Source organism: Candidatus Poriferisocius sp. (assembly GCF_965214065.1).
Lineage (GTDB): Bacteria > Actinomycetota > Acidimicrobiia > Acidimicrobiales > Bin134 > Poriferisocius.
In genome coordinates this window covers 812,934-830,624 of record NZ_CBDCAT010000027.1, presented here as the reverse complement: position 1 = coordinate 830,624, position 17,691 = coordinate 812,934, and the positions used below count along the sequence as shown (strand labels likewise).

General features: G+C 65.2%; 15 protein-coding genes and 1 tRNA gene. 11 read left to right on the top strand and 5 right to left on the bottom strand.

The window, feature by feature from the left end; all coding sequences use genetic code 11:
• Positions 1 to 206 precede the first annotated feature (206 nt).
• The 3 genes from ACOOGG_RS10385 to ACOOGG_RS10375 all read right to left on the bottom strand — a co-directional run bounded on the left by ACOOGG_RS10385 (position 207) and on the right by ACOOGG_RS10375 (position 3,061).
• A complete protein-coding gene (locus tag ACOOGG_RS10385; RefSeq protein WP_420434934.1) occupies positions 207 to 1,436 on the bottom strand; it encodes an ABC transporter substrate-binding protein in 1,230 nt (409 codons plus the stop codon).
• Between the two features lie 259 nt (positions 1,437 to 1,695).
• Positions 1,696 to 2,712 carry a LacI family DNA-binding transcriptional regulator gene (locus ACOOGG_RS10380; protein ID WP_420434932.1) on the bottom strand — a complete coding sequence of 339 codons (1,017 nt, stop codon included), beginning with the start codon at positions 2,710 to 2,712 and terminating at the stop codon, positions 1,696 to 1,698.
• Between the two features lie 118 nt (positions 2,713 to 2,830).
• Positions 2,831 to 3,061, bottom strand: a complete 231-nt coding sequence (locus ACOOGG_RS10375) for a hypothetical protein (RefSeq protein WP_420434930.1) — start codon at positions 3,059 to 3,061, stop codon at positions 2,831 to 2,833.
• Between the two features lie 125 nt (positions 3,062 to 3,186).
• Here ACOOGG_RS10375 and ACOOGG_RS10370 point away from each other — a divergent pair, with 125 nt between their 5' ends.
• Together ACOOGG_RS10370 and ACOOGG_RS10365 are read left to right on the top strand one after the other, a co-directional pair.
• Positions 3,187 to 4,413 carry a cytochrome P450 gene (locus ACOOGG_RS10370; protein ID WP_420434928.1) on the top strand — a complete coding sequence of 409 codons (1,227 nt, stop codon included), beginning with the start codon at positions 3,187 to 3,189 and terminating at the stop codon, positions 4,411 to 4,413.
• A 7-nt stretch (positions 4,414 to 4,420) separates the two neighbouring features.
• On the top strand, positions 4,421 to 4,621 hold the full coding sequence (locus tag ACOOGG_RS10365) for a ferredoxin (RefSeq protein WP_420434926.1): 201 nt from the start codon (positions 4,421 to 4,423) through the stop codon (positions 4,619 to 4,621).
• A gap of 23 nt (positions 4,622 to 4,644) precedes the next feature.
• Here the strand turns inward: ACOOGG_RS10365 and ACOOGG_RS10360 are convergent, their stop codons facing one another.
• Together ACOOGG_RS10360 and ACOOGG_RS10355 are read right to left on the bottom strand one after the other, a co-directional pair.
• Entirely contained in the window at positions 4,645 to 5,442 is a 798-nt protein-coding gene (locus tag ACOOGG_RS10360) for a sugar phosphate isomerase/epimerase family protein (protein ID WP_420434924.1), read from the bottom strand.
• 2 nt (positions 5,443 to 5,444) lie between these two features.
• Positions 5,445 to 5,518 (bottom strand) — tRNA-Gly (locus ACOOGG_RS10355).
• A 102-nt stretch (positions 5,519 to 5,620) separates the two neighbouring features.
• On the opposite strand from ACOOGG_RS10355, the gene ACOOGG_RS10350 reads away from it, so the two are divergent.
• The 9 genes from ACOOGG_RS10350 to ACOOGG_RS10310 all read left to right on the top strand — a co-directional run bounded on the left by ACOOGG_RS10350 (position 5,621) and on the right by ACOOGG_RS10310 (position 17,682).
• The gene (locus ACOOGG_RS10350) at positions 5,621 to 6,391 is read left to right on the top strand and encodes a maleate cis-trans isomerase family protein (RefSeq protein ID WP_420434922.1); all 771 of its coding nucleotides are present in this window, start codon (positions 5,621 to 5,623) and stop codon (positions 6,389 to 6,391) included.
• A gap of 42 nt (positions 6,392 to 6,433) precedes the next feature.
• Positions 6,434 to 7,645: an FAD-dependent oxidoreductase gene (locus ACOOGG_RS10345; RefSeq protein ID WP_420434920.1), complete on the top strand. Its 1,212-nt coding sequence runs from the start codon at positions 6,434 to 6,436 to the stop codon at positions 7,643 to 7,645.
• A 181-nt stretch (positions 7,646 to 7,826) separates the two neighbouring features.
• Positions 7,827 to 8,594 carry a hypothetical protein gene (locus ACOOGG_RS10340; protein WP_420434918.1) on the top strand — a complete coding sequence of 256 codons (768 nt, stop codon included), beginning with the start codon at positions 7,827 to 7,829 and terminating at the stop codon, positions 8,592 to 8,594.
• 1 nt (position 8,595) lies between these two features.
• Complete coding sequence (locus tag ACOOGG_RS10335; RefSeq protein WP_420434916.1) at positions 8,596 to 9,870, top strand: hypothetical protein; 1,275 nt, start codon at positions 8,596 to 8,598, stop codon at positions 9,868 to 9,870.
• A 9-nt stretch (positions 9,871 to 9,879) separates the two neighbouring features.
• Positions 9,880 to 11,175, top strand: coding sequence for an acyl-CoA dehydrogenase family protein (locus ACOOGG_RS10330; protein ID WP_420434914.1), 1,296 nt, complete (start codon positions 9,880 to 9,882; stop codon positions 11,173 to 11,175).
• The gene (locus ACOOGG_RS10325; RefSeq protein ID WP_420434912.1) at positions 11,172 to 11,426 is read left to right on the top strand and encodes a hypothetical protein; all 255 of its coding nucleotides are present in this window, start codon (positions 11,172 to 11,174) and stop codon (positions 11,424 to 11,426) included. The genes ACOOGG_RS10330 and ACOOGG_RS10325 overlap by 4 nt, the downstream gene beginning before the upstream one ends.
• A 41-nt stretch (positions 11,427 to 11,467) precedes the next feature.
• Positions 11,468 to 12,904 (top strand): hypothetical protein, encoded by a 1,437-nt coding sequence (locus ACOOGG_RS10320; protein ID WP_420434910.1) that lies wholly within the window; start codon positions 11,468 to 11,470, stop codon positions 12,902 to 12,904.
• 9 nt (positions 12,905 to 12,913) lie between these two features.
• On the top strand, positions 12,914 to 14,908 hold the full coding sequence (locus tag ACOOGG_RS10315; RefSeq protein WP_420434908.1) for an ATP-binding cassette domain-containing protein: 1,995 nt from the start codon (positions 12,914 to 12,916) through the stop codon (positions 14,906 to 14,908).
• Positions 14,908 to 17,682, top strand: coding sequence for an ABC transporter permease subunit (locus ACOOGG_RS10310; RefSeq protein WP_420434906.1), 2,775 nt, complete (start codon positions 14,908 to 14,910; stop codon positions 17,680 to 17,682). The genes ACOOGG_RS10315 and ACOOGG_RS10310 overlap by 1 nt, the downstream gene beginning before the upstream one ends.
• Positions 17,683 to 17,691 lie beyond the last annotated feature (9 nt).

Below are 17,691 nucleotides of genomic sequence, written 5' to 3'. Positions count from 1 at the left end.
CGCCACTTCTTCGGCAATCGCCCGACTACCCAATACACGGCGCCTAGGAGCCCAGCCAGCGCGGCTAAGGCAATCGCGGTAATAACGATTGCGCTGATTACGTCCCCCATTTTACCTGTCCCCTTTGGTCCTCTGGCGCTTGTAAGGCAGTGGGGGCCGGGTGTTGCCCGGCCCCCACGCTAGCTAGCTTTCGCTGTGGAGGGGGTTCAGCCCGGCCAGCTCGCCTCGACGTTGTTCACGAAGTCTTCGGTGCTGCCACCGATCACCCAATCGGTCACCTCAGTCCAGAATGTTCCGGCGCCCACTGCTCCGGGCATGAGGTCCGAGCCATCAAATCTGAACACGTCCGCCCCGAGTTGGAGCTCTGCCAGCTTGGCCAGGAACGGATCGGTGTAGGCGCCGGTGTCTATGTCAAGGTGCGGTACCAATTCGCCCCTCACATTGGCCACATTGGTCATGTAGTCCAGTGAGCCGGTGTAGCGGATGACGTCGAACGTCTCTGGCTTATCGGTCGCCGCGGCGTAGATGTCGCCACCGCCGAGCATGAAGGCCGGGCCGTCGGCCGGGCTAGGCAGATAGAAGACGTTCACATCGCCGTCCTCGCCAATCGTGGTGCCTGCTGGCCACAAGTTGGAATAGAAGCTGGCCTGGCGGTGCATGTAGCAGTCGCCTTCGAGGATGGGAAGGCCACCGTCTTGGAACTTGGTGGTGGCAATTGCCTTCACCAGGTTCTCTCCGCCGAGGTAGTCGGCGTTCTTCACGAACGACCCGACCGCATCCACTACCTCGACGACCCTCGGGTCGTTGAACGGAATGTCGTGATTCACCCACTGGTCGTAGACCTCTGCACCGTGGGTGCGCAACATGAAGTCTTCCATCCAGTCGGTGAGGACCCAGCCAGTTGCCACACCGGACTCGGCGCCAATGCACCAGGGAATACCCCCATCGGCCACGATCTGGTCCGAGAGGTCTCTCAGCTCGCCCAAGCTGCTTGGCACTTCGTACCCGCCCTCGGCGAATGCACCCGGGCTGTACCAGACCAGCGACTTGATGTTGGACCGGCCGGGCAGCCCATAAATCACGCCATCCACAGTGGCGTAGGTATCCCAGCCCGCGATGTAGTCGGTTGCCAGGTGGGCAGCCACGTCGTTGGGAAGGGGAGCCAAATGGCCCTGTCGGGCGTGCTGAGTCATGAGCCCAGGCTGGGGGTAGTCGATGACGTCGGGCGGATCGCCCCCCTCGAGCCGAACATTGATCTCGGTCTCGAACTGATCGGTACCCTCCCAAACGATCTCGACGCCGGTGCAGTCCATCAGCGGCTGATAGGCAGCTACGAAGTCGGCGACCGGTTGGTCATCCTCGCTGTCGCGAACCGGAGAGATAATCGATACCTGCCGGCCGGCGTACTGCTGCTCGCAGGGGATCTCCCCGTCCATCAAGCTCGTACCTTCCGGCTCATCAACCGGCTCGTCGGCCGGCTCAGCCGGCGCGCTGGTCGGTTCTGGGGTTGGCTCCGTACTTGTCGTGTCGTCGTCGTTTCCGCACGCGGACGCAACGAGTACAAGCGCAAATATCAAGGCCAAAAGCCTCATTGTTCTGGTACGCATTTTCCCTCCTATCGAAGCGTTTCGATAACGTATCGCAACTCGACCTGCTTCGCAAGAAGTTGCAGAATTCTGCGGGAATTGAGCAGCCTCAGCGATTAGCAGCGGGAGGTGGCCCGGTGGTCGACCGCCTGAACACTTCGCTGGGAAGCAGCGTCTGAGTACCAAAGCCGCTGGTGCCATTGAGTGAATCGATCATCGTCAATGAGGCTAGGCGGCCCAGATCCCTCGGATCGTGAGAAACCGATGTCACATGGGGCCAGGTGAGTTCGGCAATCTGGGGTGAAGTGAACAGGCCGACCAACGAGACGTCGCCGGGAACAGCGAGGTCCAGCGATCTCAATCCATTGAGTATCCCGGCGACGGCGGAGTCATCAAGGGCGAGGACGGCAGTAACTTCGGGCTCTGCGGTCATGAGCTGGCTCATGGCTTCGGCCGAAGCGGCTGCGTTGCGCTCCGAGAAGACCGAGATGAGTTTCACCCGGTGGTGTTGGGCTGACTCGACAAGGGAGTCGTGAACCCGCACCACGATGCCGATGCCATCGTCGTAGGCACTCTGTGGCGGACCGAGATAAGCCACAGTTGTGTGGCCGAGTTCAGCAAGGTGGGAAATAGCCAGCTCTGCGGCCTGCTCGGCATCGCTGTCCACGTAATGACTGTCGACGGGATCTTGGGTCCGACCAACCATGGTGAGGGGCACGCCAGCTTCCTGAAGAGCCCCAACGCGCTCATCGAAGAGCCGAACCGAAAGCAGCAGCGCACCGTCGATTAAGCCTCGCCGCATAAGGTCCTTCACGGCTGTTGACTCTCCGGCAGGTTCCGTCCACAGCAAGAGGTGGTAGCCCCGCTCCCGCGCCGTTTCGGCCGCAGCGACGATGATATCCACCATAAACTGGTCGGCAATCGCCTCGTCGGTGGGCAGCAGCAGGGCAAGAAATCCCGTCCGCCGTCCAGCGAGTCCTCGAGCCATAGCGTTGGGCTGGAAATCGAGCTGCTCCACCGCCCTCATCACGCGCGCTTTAGTCGCTTCCGAGATTGGCCGGGCCCCGCTGAATGCATAGGAGACAGTACTCAACGAAACTCCAGCGAGCTTTGCGACATCAGCCATCGTTGCCACAGTTCACGTGCCCTTTCCATCTCCCTGTCCGACGGCCTGAAGCGTCATCGCCGACAAGACGATAGCAGCATCGAAACGCTTCGATATCTCGCAATAGCGTATGTGGGACTCACCCTATGGTGATCATGGTGGTGCCAGCTAAGACGGCGGCGATGCCGATGGCCTGCCACCACCGCAGGGTGTCGTCGTCGAATATCACTGCCAAGGCGATGGTGACCAGACCGCCCACAAAGGCTGTACCCACCGTGGTCATGGCCTGGGCACGCCGACTGCAATAGCGCCCGAAGTAGTCCGAGACCCCGATCAGCCCCGACGCGAGAGCCCCCAACAACACCGGCATGCCCCCCGCACACTAGTAGTGCGACAACTCAAACCGGTTCCCTAGAGATCACCGGCTATCTTCGGGTGCGCCAAGGTGAACATGGAGGTATTGCTGTGCCGACTAGAGAGCCCACCATTCGAGAGATGCCCCCGCCTCCGCACATCGTTGATTTGCAGCACTTCACCACCTATGCCGAGATCGACGAGATCTTGCGGTCGAGGAGCTTTCGGCAGGGGTCCCATCAGGAGAGCCAGCCGTTCTTTGGACGCTCCCTTTTGACCATCGACGGAGACGAGCACTTCGAGCGCAGACGGCTGGAGGCTCCGCTGTTCGCCAAGGCCGCGCTGGAGTACTACGAGCACACCGAGCTGATTCCGCTGATCGGCAAGACGCTGGAGGAGTGCCGCGACAACCGGGGCAATGACGGTGTCGTGCGGGCCGACCTCTGTGTCTTGCTGCGCACCATGCTGGCCCGCATTGCCGCCGCCACTACCGGGATCGACGGGGTGGACACCCCAGAGCGCACCACCGCATTCCGGGAGTACGTCGAGTTGTTGGGCACCGGTGCCACCGTCGAGTGGTCCACCGAGGACCACGATGAGGTGATTCGGCGCATCTTGGCAGTGAGGGATGATTTCGACCGCGACTTCTTCGCCTCATCGGTGGCCCGCCGCCGGGCCCTCATCGAGCGTTTCCACCGAGGCGAGATCGAACGTGACGAGCTCCCCGTCGATCTGATCACCATGCTCTACCTGCATTGGAACGACGACTGGGACGAGGGGCTGCCCATACGGGAGGCCTGCTTGTTCCTGGTGGCGGCCACCCAGACCACCACCCACTCGGTTCCCCACCTCATCGCCCACCTTGACGAGTGGTTCGACGCCCACCCCGAAGACCGGGCCAAGGTGTCGGATCGGGAGTACATCAAGCGGGCCGCCCATGAGGCCCTGCGACTGCACTTGCCGTCGCCCGCCCTGCTGCGGATCGCCAACGAGGATTTCGCGCTGAGCAACGGCAAGACCATCGCCACCGACGAGCGGGTGGCTTGCCTTTTCACCCCGGCCAACCGCGACCCCGAGGTATTCGGCTCCGACGCCGGGAAGTTCAACCCCTACCGGGAGGTGGGCTCAGTGAAGCCCTGGGGCCTCACGTTCGGCGGCGGCGAGCACATCTGCATCGGGCGTACCTTGGTCACCGGCCTCTCAGCCCGAACCGACAATGACGAGGGCACCGACGGCACGCTGGTCAACATCGCCAGCGCCCTCTACGACGCCGGAATCCAGATCGACCCCAACGATCCCCCTAGCTACACCGAGGCCAGCCACCACGACGCCTACGGCCGTTTCCTGATCCTTTTGACCAAGCTGTAGGCCAGCTATGGGCGCCGAGAAGCTACACGTCACCGTCGACCACCAACAGTGCCAAGGAGTGGGCTATTGCGAGCGGGTCGCGCCTGAGGTCTTCCAACTAGGCGACGATGCCCTGTCACACGTGATCGACCCGCGTCCGCCCGAATCCGAGCGAGATGCCGTCGAAGAAGCCGCCACCCTCTGCCCCAGCCGCGCCATCCGCTACTGACTGCCCCCGAGCCAAATGGCCGCTCAGAGCGCGGCGCGCAGGGCCACGAGGTCGCGTTGGGCGGACTGGAGGATGTAGGCCGGGTTGTCGAACTCGGCGTCGTCGCGACCGAAGCCCCACATGCCGAAGGAGAATTCGATGGTCCATGTGGTGTTGGGGGATGCAGCGCTTATGGCTTCGGCGGCCGGGCGCAGTACCTCGCTCAATTCGTCAGCGCTGGTGGATTGAGGAACTTCGGCCACTTGAACGTGAACGTGGCGCACCCAGTTGCCGAGCACCCCCAGCGGCTCCGACCACTCGTCTCGGGCCATGGGGTGGACGTGGACGATGGCCCCCAGCCGGTCGGCGTCGGCGACGGCGCCGAACATGTCGCGGGCCACTGCCGGATCCTCGGCCACCGTTCCGAAGTGGCACTCGCACAGCAACCGGGCACCGCTGGGCACCTCGGCCTCGAACCGGCGGAGCCGTTCGGTGTAGTCAGCAATGGCGTCGGGGTCGCTGCCCACGTTGAACTTGATTCCCTGCGCTCCTACTCGCTCGATCCAGGCCGCCGTCTCGGCCCGGTCGGCGTCGTCGGGCTCGTCCCAGCTGGTGTAGCAACTCAGGATCTTGATCGGCACCTCCGATGCCAGCAGCGCTTCGAGTTCCTCATCGGGAGCCGAGCGGGCGTGGCGCTCCCACAGCTCCAAGCCGTCAAACCCGGCATCGGCAATCGATGGCAGCCACTCCGACACCCGGGTCAGCGGATTCCCGCCGGGTTCGGCCAAACCCCAGCGGTTCGGCTCGATGGCCACCGTGCCCAGATAGATCTGCCCCGTCATTGTGGAGCGGGTGACGAGAATCGAACTCGCGTCATCAGCTTGGGAAGCTGGGGTTCTACCACTGAACTACACCCGCAGGTGCCCAGAACTATAGCCAACCGGCAACGGTCAAGGGATCGACAATTGCCGCTCAGACAGGGACGGCTAGTGTTCCTTAGAGCGGAACATCATTCCGCAAATGAGCGAATCGAGAGGGACGCCTATGCCTGATGTTGTCGGCTACCGGGCCAAGATCGGGGTCATCGTGCCGTCGACCAACACCGTGGTCGAGCATGATTTTGCCCGGGTGCGGCCCCCAGGGGTCACGTTCCACAGCGGGCGCTTTTTGGTCGAGGCCCCCGATCTGAGCAGCGACGAGGCATTTCTCCATTTCTTGGACCTGATCCGCCAGACCATCCCCACCGCGGTACACGACCTCATGACGTGCAAGCCCGATCACCTGCTCATGGGGATGTCGGCCGAGACCTTCTGGGGAGGTAAGGAGGGCAACGCCGCATTCCAGGCTCGGGTGACGGAAATCGCCGGCGACATCGGAATCACATCGGGAGCAGCGGCCTGCAACGCGGCTCTGGAGCGGCTCGGCGTGTCGCGAATCGCCTGCCTGACGCCCTACCAGCCGGCGGCCGACGAGCAGGTGTACGGCTACTTCACCGAGTGCGGCTACGAAGTGAAACGAGTCCATGGGCTGCGCTGCGATTCGGCCACTTCCATCGCCGACGTGACTCCAGAGACTCTGGTGGAGGTGCTCAAAGGACTCGATGGCGATGACATCGACGCCATCGTCCAGTGCGGCACCAATCTGTCCATGGTCGAGGTGGCCGACCAGGCTGAGCGCTGGCTAGGCAAGCCGGTGCTGGCCATCAACGCCATCTGCCTGTGGCATGCCCTGCGCACGCTGGACATCAACGACCAGTTCGTGGGCCACGGGATGATGCTGCGTGAGTTCTGACCGCTTGTGGACAGCGGAATAACACTGGGCGAGTTCTGACCGATGCCGCCCCGCGTGGTCGTCGTCGGCGCTGGCCCTGTCGGGTGCGTCGCCGCCGCCGAGCTGGCTTCGGGCGGCGTCGACGTGACCCTGCTGGAAGCTTCTCTCGAGTTGCCCCGTGAGTTGCGGGCATCAACCTTCCACCCCGCCACGCTCGACCTGCTCGAACGCTTCGGCGTGGTCGACAAGATGGTTCAGAGGGGCTTGATAGCCCCCCGGTTCGCCTATCGGGATCGACGCCAGGGAGTAGTGGCCGAGTTCGATCTCACGGCACTGGCCGATGTGACCGACCACCCGTTCCGCCTGCAATGCGAGCAGTTCAAGCTGTGCGAGATCATGTTGAACAAGTTCCGCTCAATGGCGAATGTGGCTGTCAGATTCGGTGCTGAAGTGGTGGGTATCGTCGATCACGGCGGATCCGCCTCGGCCCAACTGGCCTCCGGCGAGATGTTGGCGGCCGACGCGGTGGTGGCCGCAGACGGCGCGGCCAGCGCGGTGCGCAAGTCGCTGGGCCTGGCGTTCGACGGCATGACCTACGAAGACCGCTACCTGGTGCTTTCCACTCCGTTCGAGATGGCCGACCACCTGGCCGACCTGGCCTACGTCAACTACATCTCTGATCCCGAAGAGTGGCTGGTGCTGCTGCGAACCGTGGATCTATGGCGGGCACTGTTTCCCGTTGGCGATGATGAGACAGACGACGAGGCGCTCAGCGACGAAAGCGCCCAGCGACGACTTCAGGGGATCGTGGCCCGCGATGAGCCCTTCGAGGTAGCCCACCGGACTATCTACCGGGTCCACCAGCGGGTGGCCGACCGCTTCGCTGTGGGTCGGGTGGTCTTGATGGGCGACGCCGCCCATATCAACAATCCGCTGGGCGGTATGGGCATGAACGGCGGCGTCCACGATGCGGTGCTGTTAGGAGCGTCTTTGGCCGCCGTGCTGCGAGGCGACCTCGGCGCTGATCGTCTGGCCCACCACGCCCAACTGCGGCGGAATCTGGCCATCGACTACGTCAGGCGGCAAACCCACGACAACGCCCAAAGCTTGGCCGCCCCCGACAGCGCCGACCGCCAGCGAGCTCTTGATCTGATGGCGGCCCGGGCCGCCGATCCTGATAAAGCCCGTTCTTACATGCTCCAGGCCAGCATGATCAACGCCAAAGACGCCATGAGAGCCGAGCTCGAGGAGGTCGGCGTGTTCAAAACAGGCTGAAGAACAGCACCTCGTGGATTCCATTGCTGCAATCCAATTGTGTTTCGTTGACCGGAACACTGTTTCGCTCTAGCCTAAGGCCGACGTTGCGGGCACAGGAACACTTGTCCGCACAAGAGCTTCTCAATTCGCAATCTCAAGGAAACTACTGCCGCTCATGGGGCAGCAAGAGGGGGAACATATGCGGGATCGCACTATTCGACGCCTGCTCATTGCTGGTGTCGCTGTCGCCCTTGCCGGTCTGTTTGTTGCCCCGGCAGCAATAGCCGACCACGGTGAGGGTCATAACGGAGAGACTCTCGAACTCTCCAAGAGCGAGGGACTGCAAGATGGCGAGGTGGTCACCGTTACCCTGACCAGTTGGCTGCCGGGCAAAACTGCCACCGTTGTCACCTGCTACACCTACCCGGCGGCTGGACCGGCCGACTGCGAACTGAGCAATTACGGAACGCACAGTGTGACCATCGGCGACGATGGGACCGGCTCCCTCGAATACCCGATAGCCATTGTGCCCGGCCGATGCGACGAGACCACTGCCTGCTTGATCGTGGCCGGTGACGGTTTCGGTCCGAATGCCAACTACGCCGCCCAGGAATTCACCTTTGCCGCGGGATCTGCCGCTCAGCCCGAGCCTGAACCAGAACCCGAGCCAACCGAGGCCCCCGAACCCGAGCCGACGCCCGAGCCCGAACCGGAACCGACCGAGGCCCCCGAGCCAGAGCCCACCCCCGAACCCGAACCGGAGCCGACCGAGGCGATAGCCCCTGCACCAGAGCCAGAGCCGGAGCCGACCGAGGCCCCCGAGCCAGCCGAGGCCCCGGCCGCCGATGACGACGATGGGGGAAGCTCGGTTTGGGTGTGGCTGCTTCCGGTGATCATTGTGGTCGTGGTGCTTGCCCTGCTGGCGCTGTGGTTCCGCCAGCGCAGGAGCGGTCGCGCCGCGGCCTGATGTGATCAGTCTCAGGGCGGCTCTCGCCGTAGCCGGGATCGCTGCCGTCGGAGCGCTGGCCTGCGGTGGCGACTCCGAGCCGGAATCCGCCGCCCAGAGTGATTGGAGCATCCAAGTCGGCACCGAGCTGCCCGATACCACCTACGGGGTGTCGGCGGCACCAAACGGCGATGTCGTACTGGCCGCAGCAACTGAGGGCAGCCTGGTCGGCAGAAACCAAGGTCAACGGGATGTGTACCTCGCCCGGTATTCGCCCGACGGCCAGTTGCGATGGTCGCGGCAAACCGGTGGGCCGCAGAACGACTCCCCACTCGGCGTATCGGTGGCTCCCGACGGCTCCATCTATGTCGGCGGCTTCACCGAAGGCGACTTTGCCTCACCCAACCAGGGATCGGCCGACGTCTGGCTGGCCCACTACGACGCCGATGGCAACGAACTGTGGCGCAGGCAATTCGGAGGACCTGCCTGGGATCGGGGATTCGACGTAGCCGCCTTCGACAGCGGTGCCTACATCACCGGCTACTCTGCCGGGACCCTGGACCCCGATACCGATCTCGGGGGATTCGACGGCTTTGCCGCCAAATTCGATGCCGACGGCAACCAGCAATGGATTCGCCACATCGGCACCGACGCCACCGACTGGGGGCAGGGCTCGGCGCTGGCCCCCGATGGCGGGCTGTTTCTCACCGGCTACACCGAGGGTGACCTCGGCGGTGCCAACGCCGGCGACAAGGACCTTTTTGCAGTGCGGCTGCGGCCCGACGGCAGCTTGGCATGGGCTGTCCAACTCGGCACCTCAGCCCTCGACTGGACCCAGGGAGTGGGCTTGGGCCCTGACGGCGGGGTGCTGCTGGCCGGATCGACTGAGGGTTCCTTCGCAGCCGACCATGCCGGCGAGCGCGACATGATCGTGGTATCCCTCGATGCCGACGGCAACGAGCAATGGCGCTGGCAAGGGGGCACGGCAGGAGCTGATTCGGCATTCGAAGTCCGCCAAGCCGGAGATCACATCGTGGTCACCGGGAGCGTTACCGGTGACCTGGCCGGAGGTGGCAGCTCGCGGGGTGAGCGCGACGCCGTGCTGGTCTGGCTCGACCTCGATGGCAACTTGGTCGAGATACAGCAGTTCGGCACCGATGCCGTCGATGACGCCACCGGTCTGGATGCGGCCGCCGACGGGTGGATTGTCTGGAGCGGCCACACGTTTGGCGCCTTCGAAGGCGCTAACTCCGGAGAAGCCGACCTCATGCTCGGCCTGCTGGCAGCCAGGAAATGAGAGCTGGCAGTGGCAACTGAGGCCATGGTCCGGACCACCGGCGAACTGCTGGTGGAGGACATGACCGAAGCCGAACGCGAACGGGCTCGACGGGTCGATCAGGTGCTGCCCGCATTGGCCCAGAGGGCGGTGGAGGCCGACCGCTCGGGCCAGTTCCCCCTCGAGCACGTCCGCACCATCTCAGAGGCGGGCCTTTTGGGGCTCACCGTTCCCACCGCCTACGGCGGTCTCGGCGGCGGGCTGCGCGACCTGGCGGCGGCCACTTTTGCCATGGCCATCGCTTGTCCGTCGACGGCGCTGGCCTACTTCTTCCAGTGCAGCGGATCGTCCCGAGGCCTGCTGCCCTTGGCCGCCGTCGACGCCGGGCTGTTCGCCGACGACGATGTGCCTGTTGTGCGGGCGTTCGGCGAGAAAGTGCTGCGCCGCATGGGGGCTGAGGGCCGGTGGGTAGCCAACTTCGCCAGCGAGTCGGTGCGGTCCAAGAACGCCGCGGTGACCATTGCCACCGAAGCGTCCCGCACCGAGGAGGGATGGCTGCTGAACGGGGTCAAGTCCTTCGGCTGCGCCACCGGAGTGGCCGATGACTATCTGGTAACGGCCAAGCTCGACACCGGAGACACGGCCGAGTTCTTGTCGGTGTTCTTGATTCCCCGGGACACACCGGGGGTGAGCGAGCGGACCAAGTGGGACGCTATAGGCATGCGGGCCACCGCTACTCATGGCATCGTGCTCGAGGACGCCTTTGTGCCCGACGAGAATGCCCTCACCGTGCCGGGAACATTTGTCAAGATGACCCAGGTGAGCCGGGGCAGCTTCGTCGGCAACCAGGTGGCCCTGTCGTCGGTGTATATCGGCGCAGCCCAGGCAGTACACGACTTCGCGCTGGAATTTCTCACTACCACCACCTACCACGGCACCGACGAGCCCATCGGCGGCAGCGACCTGCACCGCCAGCTCATCGGCAAGATGCGGGCCCATCTCGACACCGCCTACCTCTGGGCCCGTCGCCAGATCCTGCTGGAAACGGCCGATCCCGAGATCATCCCCAAAGACGATGTGGTGGCCAACTGGCGGATCGCCAAGGGGGAGATCGCCGACAATTGCTTCCAGGCCGCGGTGCAGGCCCTGAAGGCGTGCGGCACCGGCAACACCGGGATGGAGGGGGCGATTTCCCGGGGTCTGCGCGATCTGTCGATGGGGCTTGTGCAGGGCTTTCCCGCCGAGCGAGGCCGCCTCGAGGCCGCCTCGTATCTGGTGTTCGGCAAAGAAGACGACCAATTCGGCACCACCAAGGGCGCCCAGTGAACCCGCTGCGGAAGCTCCCCTGGTTCTTCCCTGGGATGGGAGCGTTTCTCTACCTGACGGGGATGAACGACGAGTTCCTGCACATTGTCGGCGACCTGTGGCTTGACGTCGGTCGCTGGGGGCAGACGGGTGTGGTGCTCGCCCTGCTCGCCCTGGCGGCCTACTTCACGCTGGATGCGCTCAACCGCCGACGCTCGGCCTACCTATCGGCAATCCGAGCCGCCGAAACGACCCGTTCTTCCCGTCCATGAACCAGGCCCCATGAACCCAGCCATATGAAAGGGTGTGTCCGATGATCTTCTTTGCCAATCGCCGTTCGCCATCGGTTCGCTCTCGGGCGCTGGGGCTGCTGGTGGTTGCAGCTCTGGTGGCCGCGGCCTGCTCCCAAGAAGCCGGCGACGAGCCCTCGGCCCCAACCGCCCCTCCCACCGCGGCCCCGGCCACAGCAGGCGCCCCGGATGCACCGGACGAGCCCGAGGCGCCAACCACCGAACCGGAAGACACCACAGGCGGCCTGGTGCCCGCCGGGCCGAACACCCCCGGTGTGACCGATGAAAAGATCACCATCTCATTCATCATCACCGACACCTCGGCAGTGGCTGCCGCGTTCGGCTGGGAGACCCCTGACGAGGGCGATCGCGAGGCCCAGGTGGCTGCCCTGGTCGACCATTTCAATGCCGAGGGCGGAATCGCCGGACGGCAAGTGGAGGCCAAAGTCACCGTGTTCAACGCCATCACCGACGGTCCGGTGGCCGAGGAAGCCCTTTGCAACGCCATCACCCAGGACCACAAGGCCTTCGCGGTGGTGATGACCGGCCAGTTCCAGGAGAACGCCCGTCCCTGCTATCGCAATGCCAACACCCTCATGTTCGATGCCACGCTGTATCCGGTGGACAACGCAGGTTTCGAAGAGTTGGCCCCCTACTACTGGTCGCCGATGCTCCCCTCCTACGACGACCTGGTGGGCGGGATGGCCACCGGACTCATCGAAGACGGCTGGTTCGACAGCGCCACGCTGGGGGTCATCGCCATCGACTCCGACTTGAGCCAACGGGTATACGACGAGCAGTTCGCCCCCCGGCTGGCCGCCGCTGGAGTGGAAGTGGCCTCGTACAACACCATCGACCCCACCGACGGGACGTCGTTCAACAACGACCAGCTCCAGGCCATTATCAACTTCAAGGAAGCGGGGGTGGACAAGGTGGTGGCCATCGGCGGGTCTCGTCTGGTGTCGTGGTTCATCGACACCAGCGTCACCCAGAACTTCGCCCCAGCCTATGCGGTGTCCAGCTACGACGCCCCCGAATTCAACGTGTTCAACTACCCGGAGATGATGACGGGGGCCAGCGGCATCAGCGTGCTTCCCGGCTACGACGTGAGCGACGACGACTACCCGTTCCCGGCCAGCGCCGCCGAACAGGAGTGCGCCGACATATTCTCCGCTGCCGGTCTGGAGTTCACCGAGCGGGCCAACGTCCGCACCGGTCTCATGTTCTGCGACGTGCTGCGCCTGCTGAGTGCGGCCACTCCGCACATGGCCGAGGTGAGCGCGCAGGGAGTCACCGAGGCGGTGTGGGCTCTGGGCGACACCTTCGAGGCTGCCTCGGTCTACGGGGTGGAGTTCACCGAGGGAAGCTACGCCGGAGGCGATCTCTTCCGGCGCTTCCGGTTCGACCCCGAGTGCGAGTGCATGGCGCTGATCGGCGATCCGGTGGAATTCGACGGGTAGTCGGCCGCCATGGACAACGAACCCGAGGGGCGTCCGGGCAGCCCTCGGTTGTTGGGCGCGGTGGCCTGCCAGGGGGTGGCCTTGGCCTCACCCCTGCCGATCTTGCTGTTCAAGCGAGTGGAGATCGCCGACCGGCTCGACCTGCTGGGTGCCATAACGACAGAGGCTGCACTGTTGGGCGCGGTGGCCGCAGTGGCGGCGCTAGTGGTTCCCCGGCTGCGCGACAAGCTCCCCGCAGGAGCGATGCTGATGCTCGGCGGGCTGACGGCCGCGGTGGGCCTGGGGCTGATGGCCTGGACAATCGAGCTGGCCCTGTTCACCGTCGGCGGGGTGTTGCTGGCGGCGGGCTCGGCCCCTGGGCTGGTTACCCACCGCATTCTTCTGACCACCGACGACCGCCCCGCCGACCGGTTCCGCACCATGTCGTGGTATTGGGGGGCGGTGGCCACCGGGGCGTCGTGGCCGCTCGTCGTCCTCATCTTCGCTGCGGTGGGATACGACACGCTGCTGTGGATCAGCGCGGCGCTGACTCTGGTCGCCGCGCTGTGGGTCGGACGCCACGCCTTGGCCCACGACGGGGATCAAGAAGCCGAGGTCACAGTCGCCCGCCTCGATGTGCCCTGGGCCCGACGTTCCTACGGGGCGGCCTTCGCCGTGGGGGCGGTGGTGATCGGCGGCGCCGACGCCGCCCAATCGCTCTTGCTGGGGGAATGGCAGCGCAGCGCCGCCCAAAACGCCGCCGTGCTCGCCGCGGGAACTGGGGCGGCCGCGCTGATCTGCCTGTTCGGCCCGTGGTATCACCGGCTTCACCGGCTCGGAGGCAGCCGCCGATCCGATGCCATCGGAACACAGCTGCTGATCGCCGGTGCGCTGATTTTCCTGGGGGGCCTGTCGTTCACCTACATCGGTCTGGTGGTGTGCTGGCTGTTCGCCGGTGGGGCCATTGCCCTGGCCGCCGCCGGATTGGATGCCGCGGTGTTCCCGGCGCTAGCCCCCGCAATTCGGCGGTCGGTTGCCGCCCGCCAGGTGCTCTGGACGGGCGCGGGGGCACTGGTTGGGTCGGTGGCCAACGCCCAGATAATCGGAACCTGGTCGGACCAGTGGAAGATCGGATGGCTGGGGCTGCCCCTGCTGGTTGCCGGTTGGGCTATTCGCCGGTTCGCGTCACCGGCGCGCGACGCCGAGACGGCGGTGGCCAAAGCACAGGACACCACCGTGCCCCGACGGGTGTTTGACGCCGATTCCCATGCGCCGCTGTTGTGTGTCGAGCAAGTGTCGGTGGCCTACGGCTCAGTGCAGGTCCTGTTCGAAGTAGACCTCCGAGTCGAGGAGGGCGCGGTGGTCGCCTTGTTGGGCACCAATGGTGCGGGCAAGACCACTCTGTTGCGGGCGATCTCCGGCCTTGAGCCGACCATCGGCGGGCGCATCGTGTACGCCGGGCTGGACATCACCAAGACTCGCCCCACCTGGCGGGTCGCCATGGGGCTGCATCAAATCGTCGGTGGCGAGGCCGTTGTCGGCCCCCTAACCGTGGCCGACAATCTCAGCCTCTTCGCCCACGGAGTCAGCCGTTCGCAACGCGACCAGGGGATAGACGAGGCCTACCGCCTCTTTCCCCGCTTAGCCGAGCGGTCAAGCCAGCGGGCGTCCACTCTGTCGGGCGGCGAGAAGCAGATGCTCTCGTTGGCCAAGGCCATCATCTCCCCTCCCCGCCTGCTGCTGATCGACGAGTTCTCGCTGGGCTTGGCCCCGGCAGTGATAGCCGACCTGTTGCCGGTGGTCCGCCGCATCGCCGACCAAGGTGCGGCCGTGCTGCTGGTGGAGCAGTCGGTTAACATTGCGCTGTCGGTTGCCGACCACGCCTACGTGATGGAAAAGGGCGAGATCGGCCACTCGGGCCCCGCGGCGGAACTCCGGACCCGACCCGACCTGTTGCAGGCGGCCTATCTCGAAGGATTGGCCCAAGCCCTGCGTACCAGCGGCGGTGGAACCGGAGCACAGTGATGGGCTCCTTCGACATCTCCGGCCCGCTCTTGTTGCTGGGAACGATCTTCGGACTGGGGTATGCGCTTTTGGGCATCGGGCTGGTTCTGGCCTATCGGTCCAGCGGCTTCATCAACTTCGCCCACGGGTCCATCGGCCTGGTAGCCGCCTCGATGATGTCGGTGGTGGTCAACGACTACGGAGTGCCCTACTGGTTGGGATTCCTCGGGGCGCTGATCGTCGCCGCGCTCATCGCTGCGGGGATCGAGGCCTTCGTGGTCCGCAGGTTGGCTGCCGCACCCAAAGTGCTGTCGATGGTTGCCACCCTAGGGGCAGCCGAGGCATTGCTGCTGCTGGCCTTGTCGTTCTCCCAAGGGGGCCTTGGCGGAGGGAGCTTTCCCCAGCCTCCGGGATTTCCCCAATTCGACCTCACGGTGTTCGTGTCGCCGTCGGCCACCGCATTGTTGTGCCTGTCGCCGGTAGTGGTCGGCGGGCTCTATCTGTTCCTTCAGCGCAGCCGGTTCGGCCTCGCCATTCGGGGTGCGGCCGCCAATCCCGACTCGGCCACCTTGGCCGGGGTGGATCCCCGGCACATGGCCATGCTGTCATGGGCGCTGGCCGGAGGCATCGCCGCCTTCGCAGCCATGCTCATCATTCCCAACCAGTCGACGGTAACCGCCGACGCTCTAGGCCCCGACTTCATCATCCGGGGCCTGGCGGTGGCGGCTCTGGCCCGGTTCGCCAGTCTTCCCATCGCGCTGCTCGCCGGGCTGGGAATCGGTCTGGTCGAGCAGATCCTGGCCTCCAATCCCGAGGCCACCGGGTGGTTTGAAGTGGCCCTGTTCTTACTCATCCTGGTGGGGGTGGCCATGCAAGTGCGGGTCGGCCGGGAGTTGTCGGAGCGCTGGTCCAGCTTGTCCCCTAGCCGCCGACTGCCCGACTCCTACCGCGACATCTGGCTGATCCGGAACCTGGCCTGGGTCACCGGCGGAGCAGCCGCGGTGGCCGCCGCTCTGGTACCCCTGGGCATCAGCAACCGGTCGGCGTTCGTGCTGTCCACCATCATCGCCTTTGCCACCATCGGCATATCGGTGAGCTTTCTAACCGGGTTGGCCGGCCAGCTGTCGCTTGGCCAAGTGGCCTTCGCCGCCATCGGCGCGGTGGCCGGGGTTCGGGTGGCCACCGAGACCGGCAGCCTGCTGCTGGGGCTGCTGTGCGGCGGAGCGGTCGGCGCCGCGGCGTCGGCCGCGGTCGGGCTGCCCGCTTTGCGGGTGCGGGGCTTACTGCTGGCCATCGCCACACTGGCCTTCGCCCTGGCCACTTTCAGCTGGCTGCTCCGCCAAGACTGGGCGTTCGGCGCTGGATTGTCATCGCGGCCGGCCAGCGTGCTCGGAATCGACCTCACCACCTCGCGGGCCTTCTACTTTGTGGCGTTGGCGGTGTTCGCCGGCGTGCTGGCCATCGCCCATGTGCTGCGCCGATCCTCATTCGGTCGCTCGCTGGTGGCGGTGCGCGACAACGAGGCAGCAGCCCGGGTGCTGCAAATCTCCCCCCGGCGCCTGCTGTTGCAGGCCTATGGCTTCGCCGGTTTCGTGGCCGGTGTCGGCGGCGTGATTCTGGCCATGAGCAACACCTTCGTCACCCGCAGCATCTTCACCCCTAGCGACAGCATCAACGTGGTCTCGCTGGCCGTCATCGGCGGCCTCTCGGAGCTGACGGGCCCCCTCATCGGCGCGGCCTATCTGATCGGAGCCCGGGAGTTCTTCGATCTCGAACTGTCGGCTCTGGCGGGCTTGAATGCGGCCTGGCTGATCTTGATTCTGGAGCAGCCCCGGGGTTTCCACGGCCTTCTGGCCACCACCCGGCGCAACCTCATCGACCAGATCGCCCGGCTGCGGGGCATCGATCCGGTCCAAGCCCGAGACGAGGCTGGCGAATTCGAGACTGGCGAATTCGAGACTGGCGCCGCATCGGTGACGGCCACGCCATTCGCTCAAGTCTCGAAGCCGGCTGGCGTGGTGCTGGAGGTAAGAGGACTCACCCGGAGTTTCGGCGACCTAGTGGCAGTGGACGATGTGTCGTTCACCGTCGACGACGGCGAGACGCTTGGGCTAATCGGACCCAACGGTGCGGGCAAGACCACCGTGTTCGAGCTCATCAGCGGCTATCTGCGCCCCCACGCGGGCACGGTGATCTTCGAGGGCGCCGACATCACCGGGCTGACCCCGGAAACCCGCAGCCGACGAGGGCTGGTGCGCTCGTTCCAGAACGCTCCGCTGTTTCCCACCATGACCCCCCGCGACATCGTCTTTTTGGCCAATCAGCGGGCCCACCACCATGGCTTCGTGGTGGGCGGCTCGCGAGCTGAGCGAGAGCTGGAAGACCACACGTCGGAGACGCTGGCCATGTTCGGGTTGAGCGGGTTGGGCGACCAGCCGATCAGCGTGCTGTCCACCGGCACCCGGCGCCTGGTGGAGCTGGCCGCCAACGTGGCCCTGCGCCCCCGCTTGCTGCTCATGGACGAGCCGTCGGCCGGCATCGCCCAAGCCGAGACCGAGGCATTAGGGGCGGTGATCGCTCAAATCCGCGAGGTCTACGGCATCACGTTGGTGGTGATCGAGCACGACATGCCGCTGTTGACCTCGGTGTGCGACCGCTTGATCGCCCTGGAGGTGGGAGCGGTGATCGCCGAGGGCACTCCCGCCCAGGTGCAAGCCGATCCCGCGGTGGTGCAGAGCTATCTGGGCGACGACCCCTCCGCTATTGCCCGCAGCGGATCGAATTCGCGCCCCTGACACGCGAGG

Bases quoted from the DNA above. Each gene is read 5' to 3' on its own strand.
- ACOOGG_RS10385 (WP_420434934.1), bottom strand. From the start codon at position 1,436: ATGGACGGGGAGATCCCCTGCGAGCAGCAGTACGCCGGCCGGCAGGTA.
- ACOOGG_RS10380 (WP_420434932.1), bottom strand. From the start codon at position 2,712: ATGGCTGATGTCGCAAAGCTCGCTGGAGTTTCGTTGAGTACTGTCTCC.
- ACOOGG_RS10375 (WP_420434930.1), bottom strand. From the start codon at position 3,061: ATGCCGGTGTTGTTGGGGGCTCTCGCGTCGGGGCTGATCGGGGTCTCG.
- ACOOGG_RS10370 (WP_420434928.1), top strand. From the start codon at position 3,187: ATGCCCCCGCCTCCGCACATCGTTGATTTGCAGCACTTCACCACCTAT.
- ACOOGG_RS10365 (WP_420434926.1), top strand. From the start codon at position 4,421: ATGGGCGCCGAGAAGCTACACGTCACCGTCGACCACCAACAGTGCCAA.
- ACOOGG_RS10360 (WP_420434924.1), bottom strand. From the start codon at position 5,442: ATGACGGGGCAGATCTATCTGGGCACGGTGGCCATCGAGCCGAACCGC.
- ACOOGG_RS10350 (WP_420434922.1), top strand. From the start codon at position 5,621: ATGAGCGAATCGAGAGGGACGCCTATGCCTGATGTTGTCGGCTACCGG.
- ACOOGG_RS10345 (WP_420434920.1), top strand. From the start codon at position 6,434: ATGCCGCCCCGCGTGGTCGTCGTCGGCGCTGGCCCTGTCGGGTGCGTC.
- ACOOGG_RS10340 (WP_420434918.1), top strand. From the start codon at position 7,827: ATGCGGGATCGCACTATTCGACGCCTGCTCATTGCTGGTGTCGCTGTC.
- ACOOGG_RS10320 (WP_420434910.1), top strand. From the start codon at position 11,468: ATGATCTTCTTTGCCAATCGCCGTTCGCCATCGGTTCGCTCTCGGGCG.
- ACOOGG_RS10315 (WP_420434908.1), top strand. From the start codon at position 12,914: ATGGACAACGAACCCGAGGGGCGTCCGGGCAGCCCTCGGTTGTTGGGC.
- ACOOGG_RS10310 (WP_420434906.1), top strand. From the start codon at position 14,908: ATGGGCTCCTTCGACATCTCCGGCCCGCTCTTGTTGCTGGGAACGATC.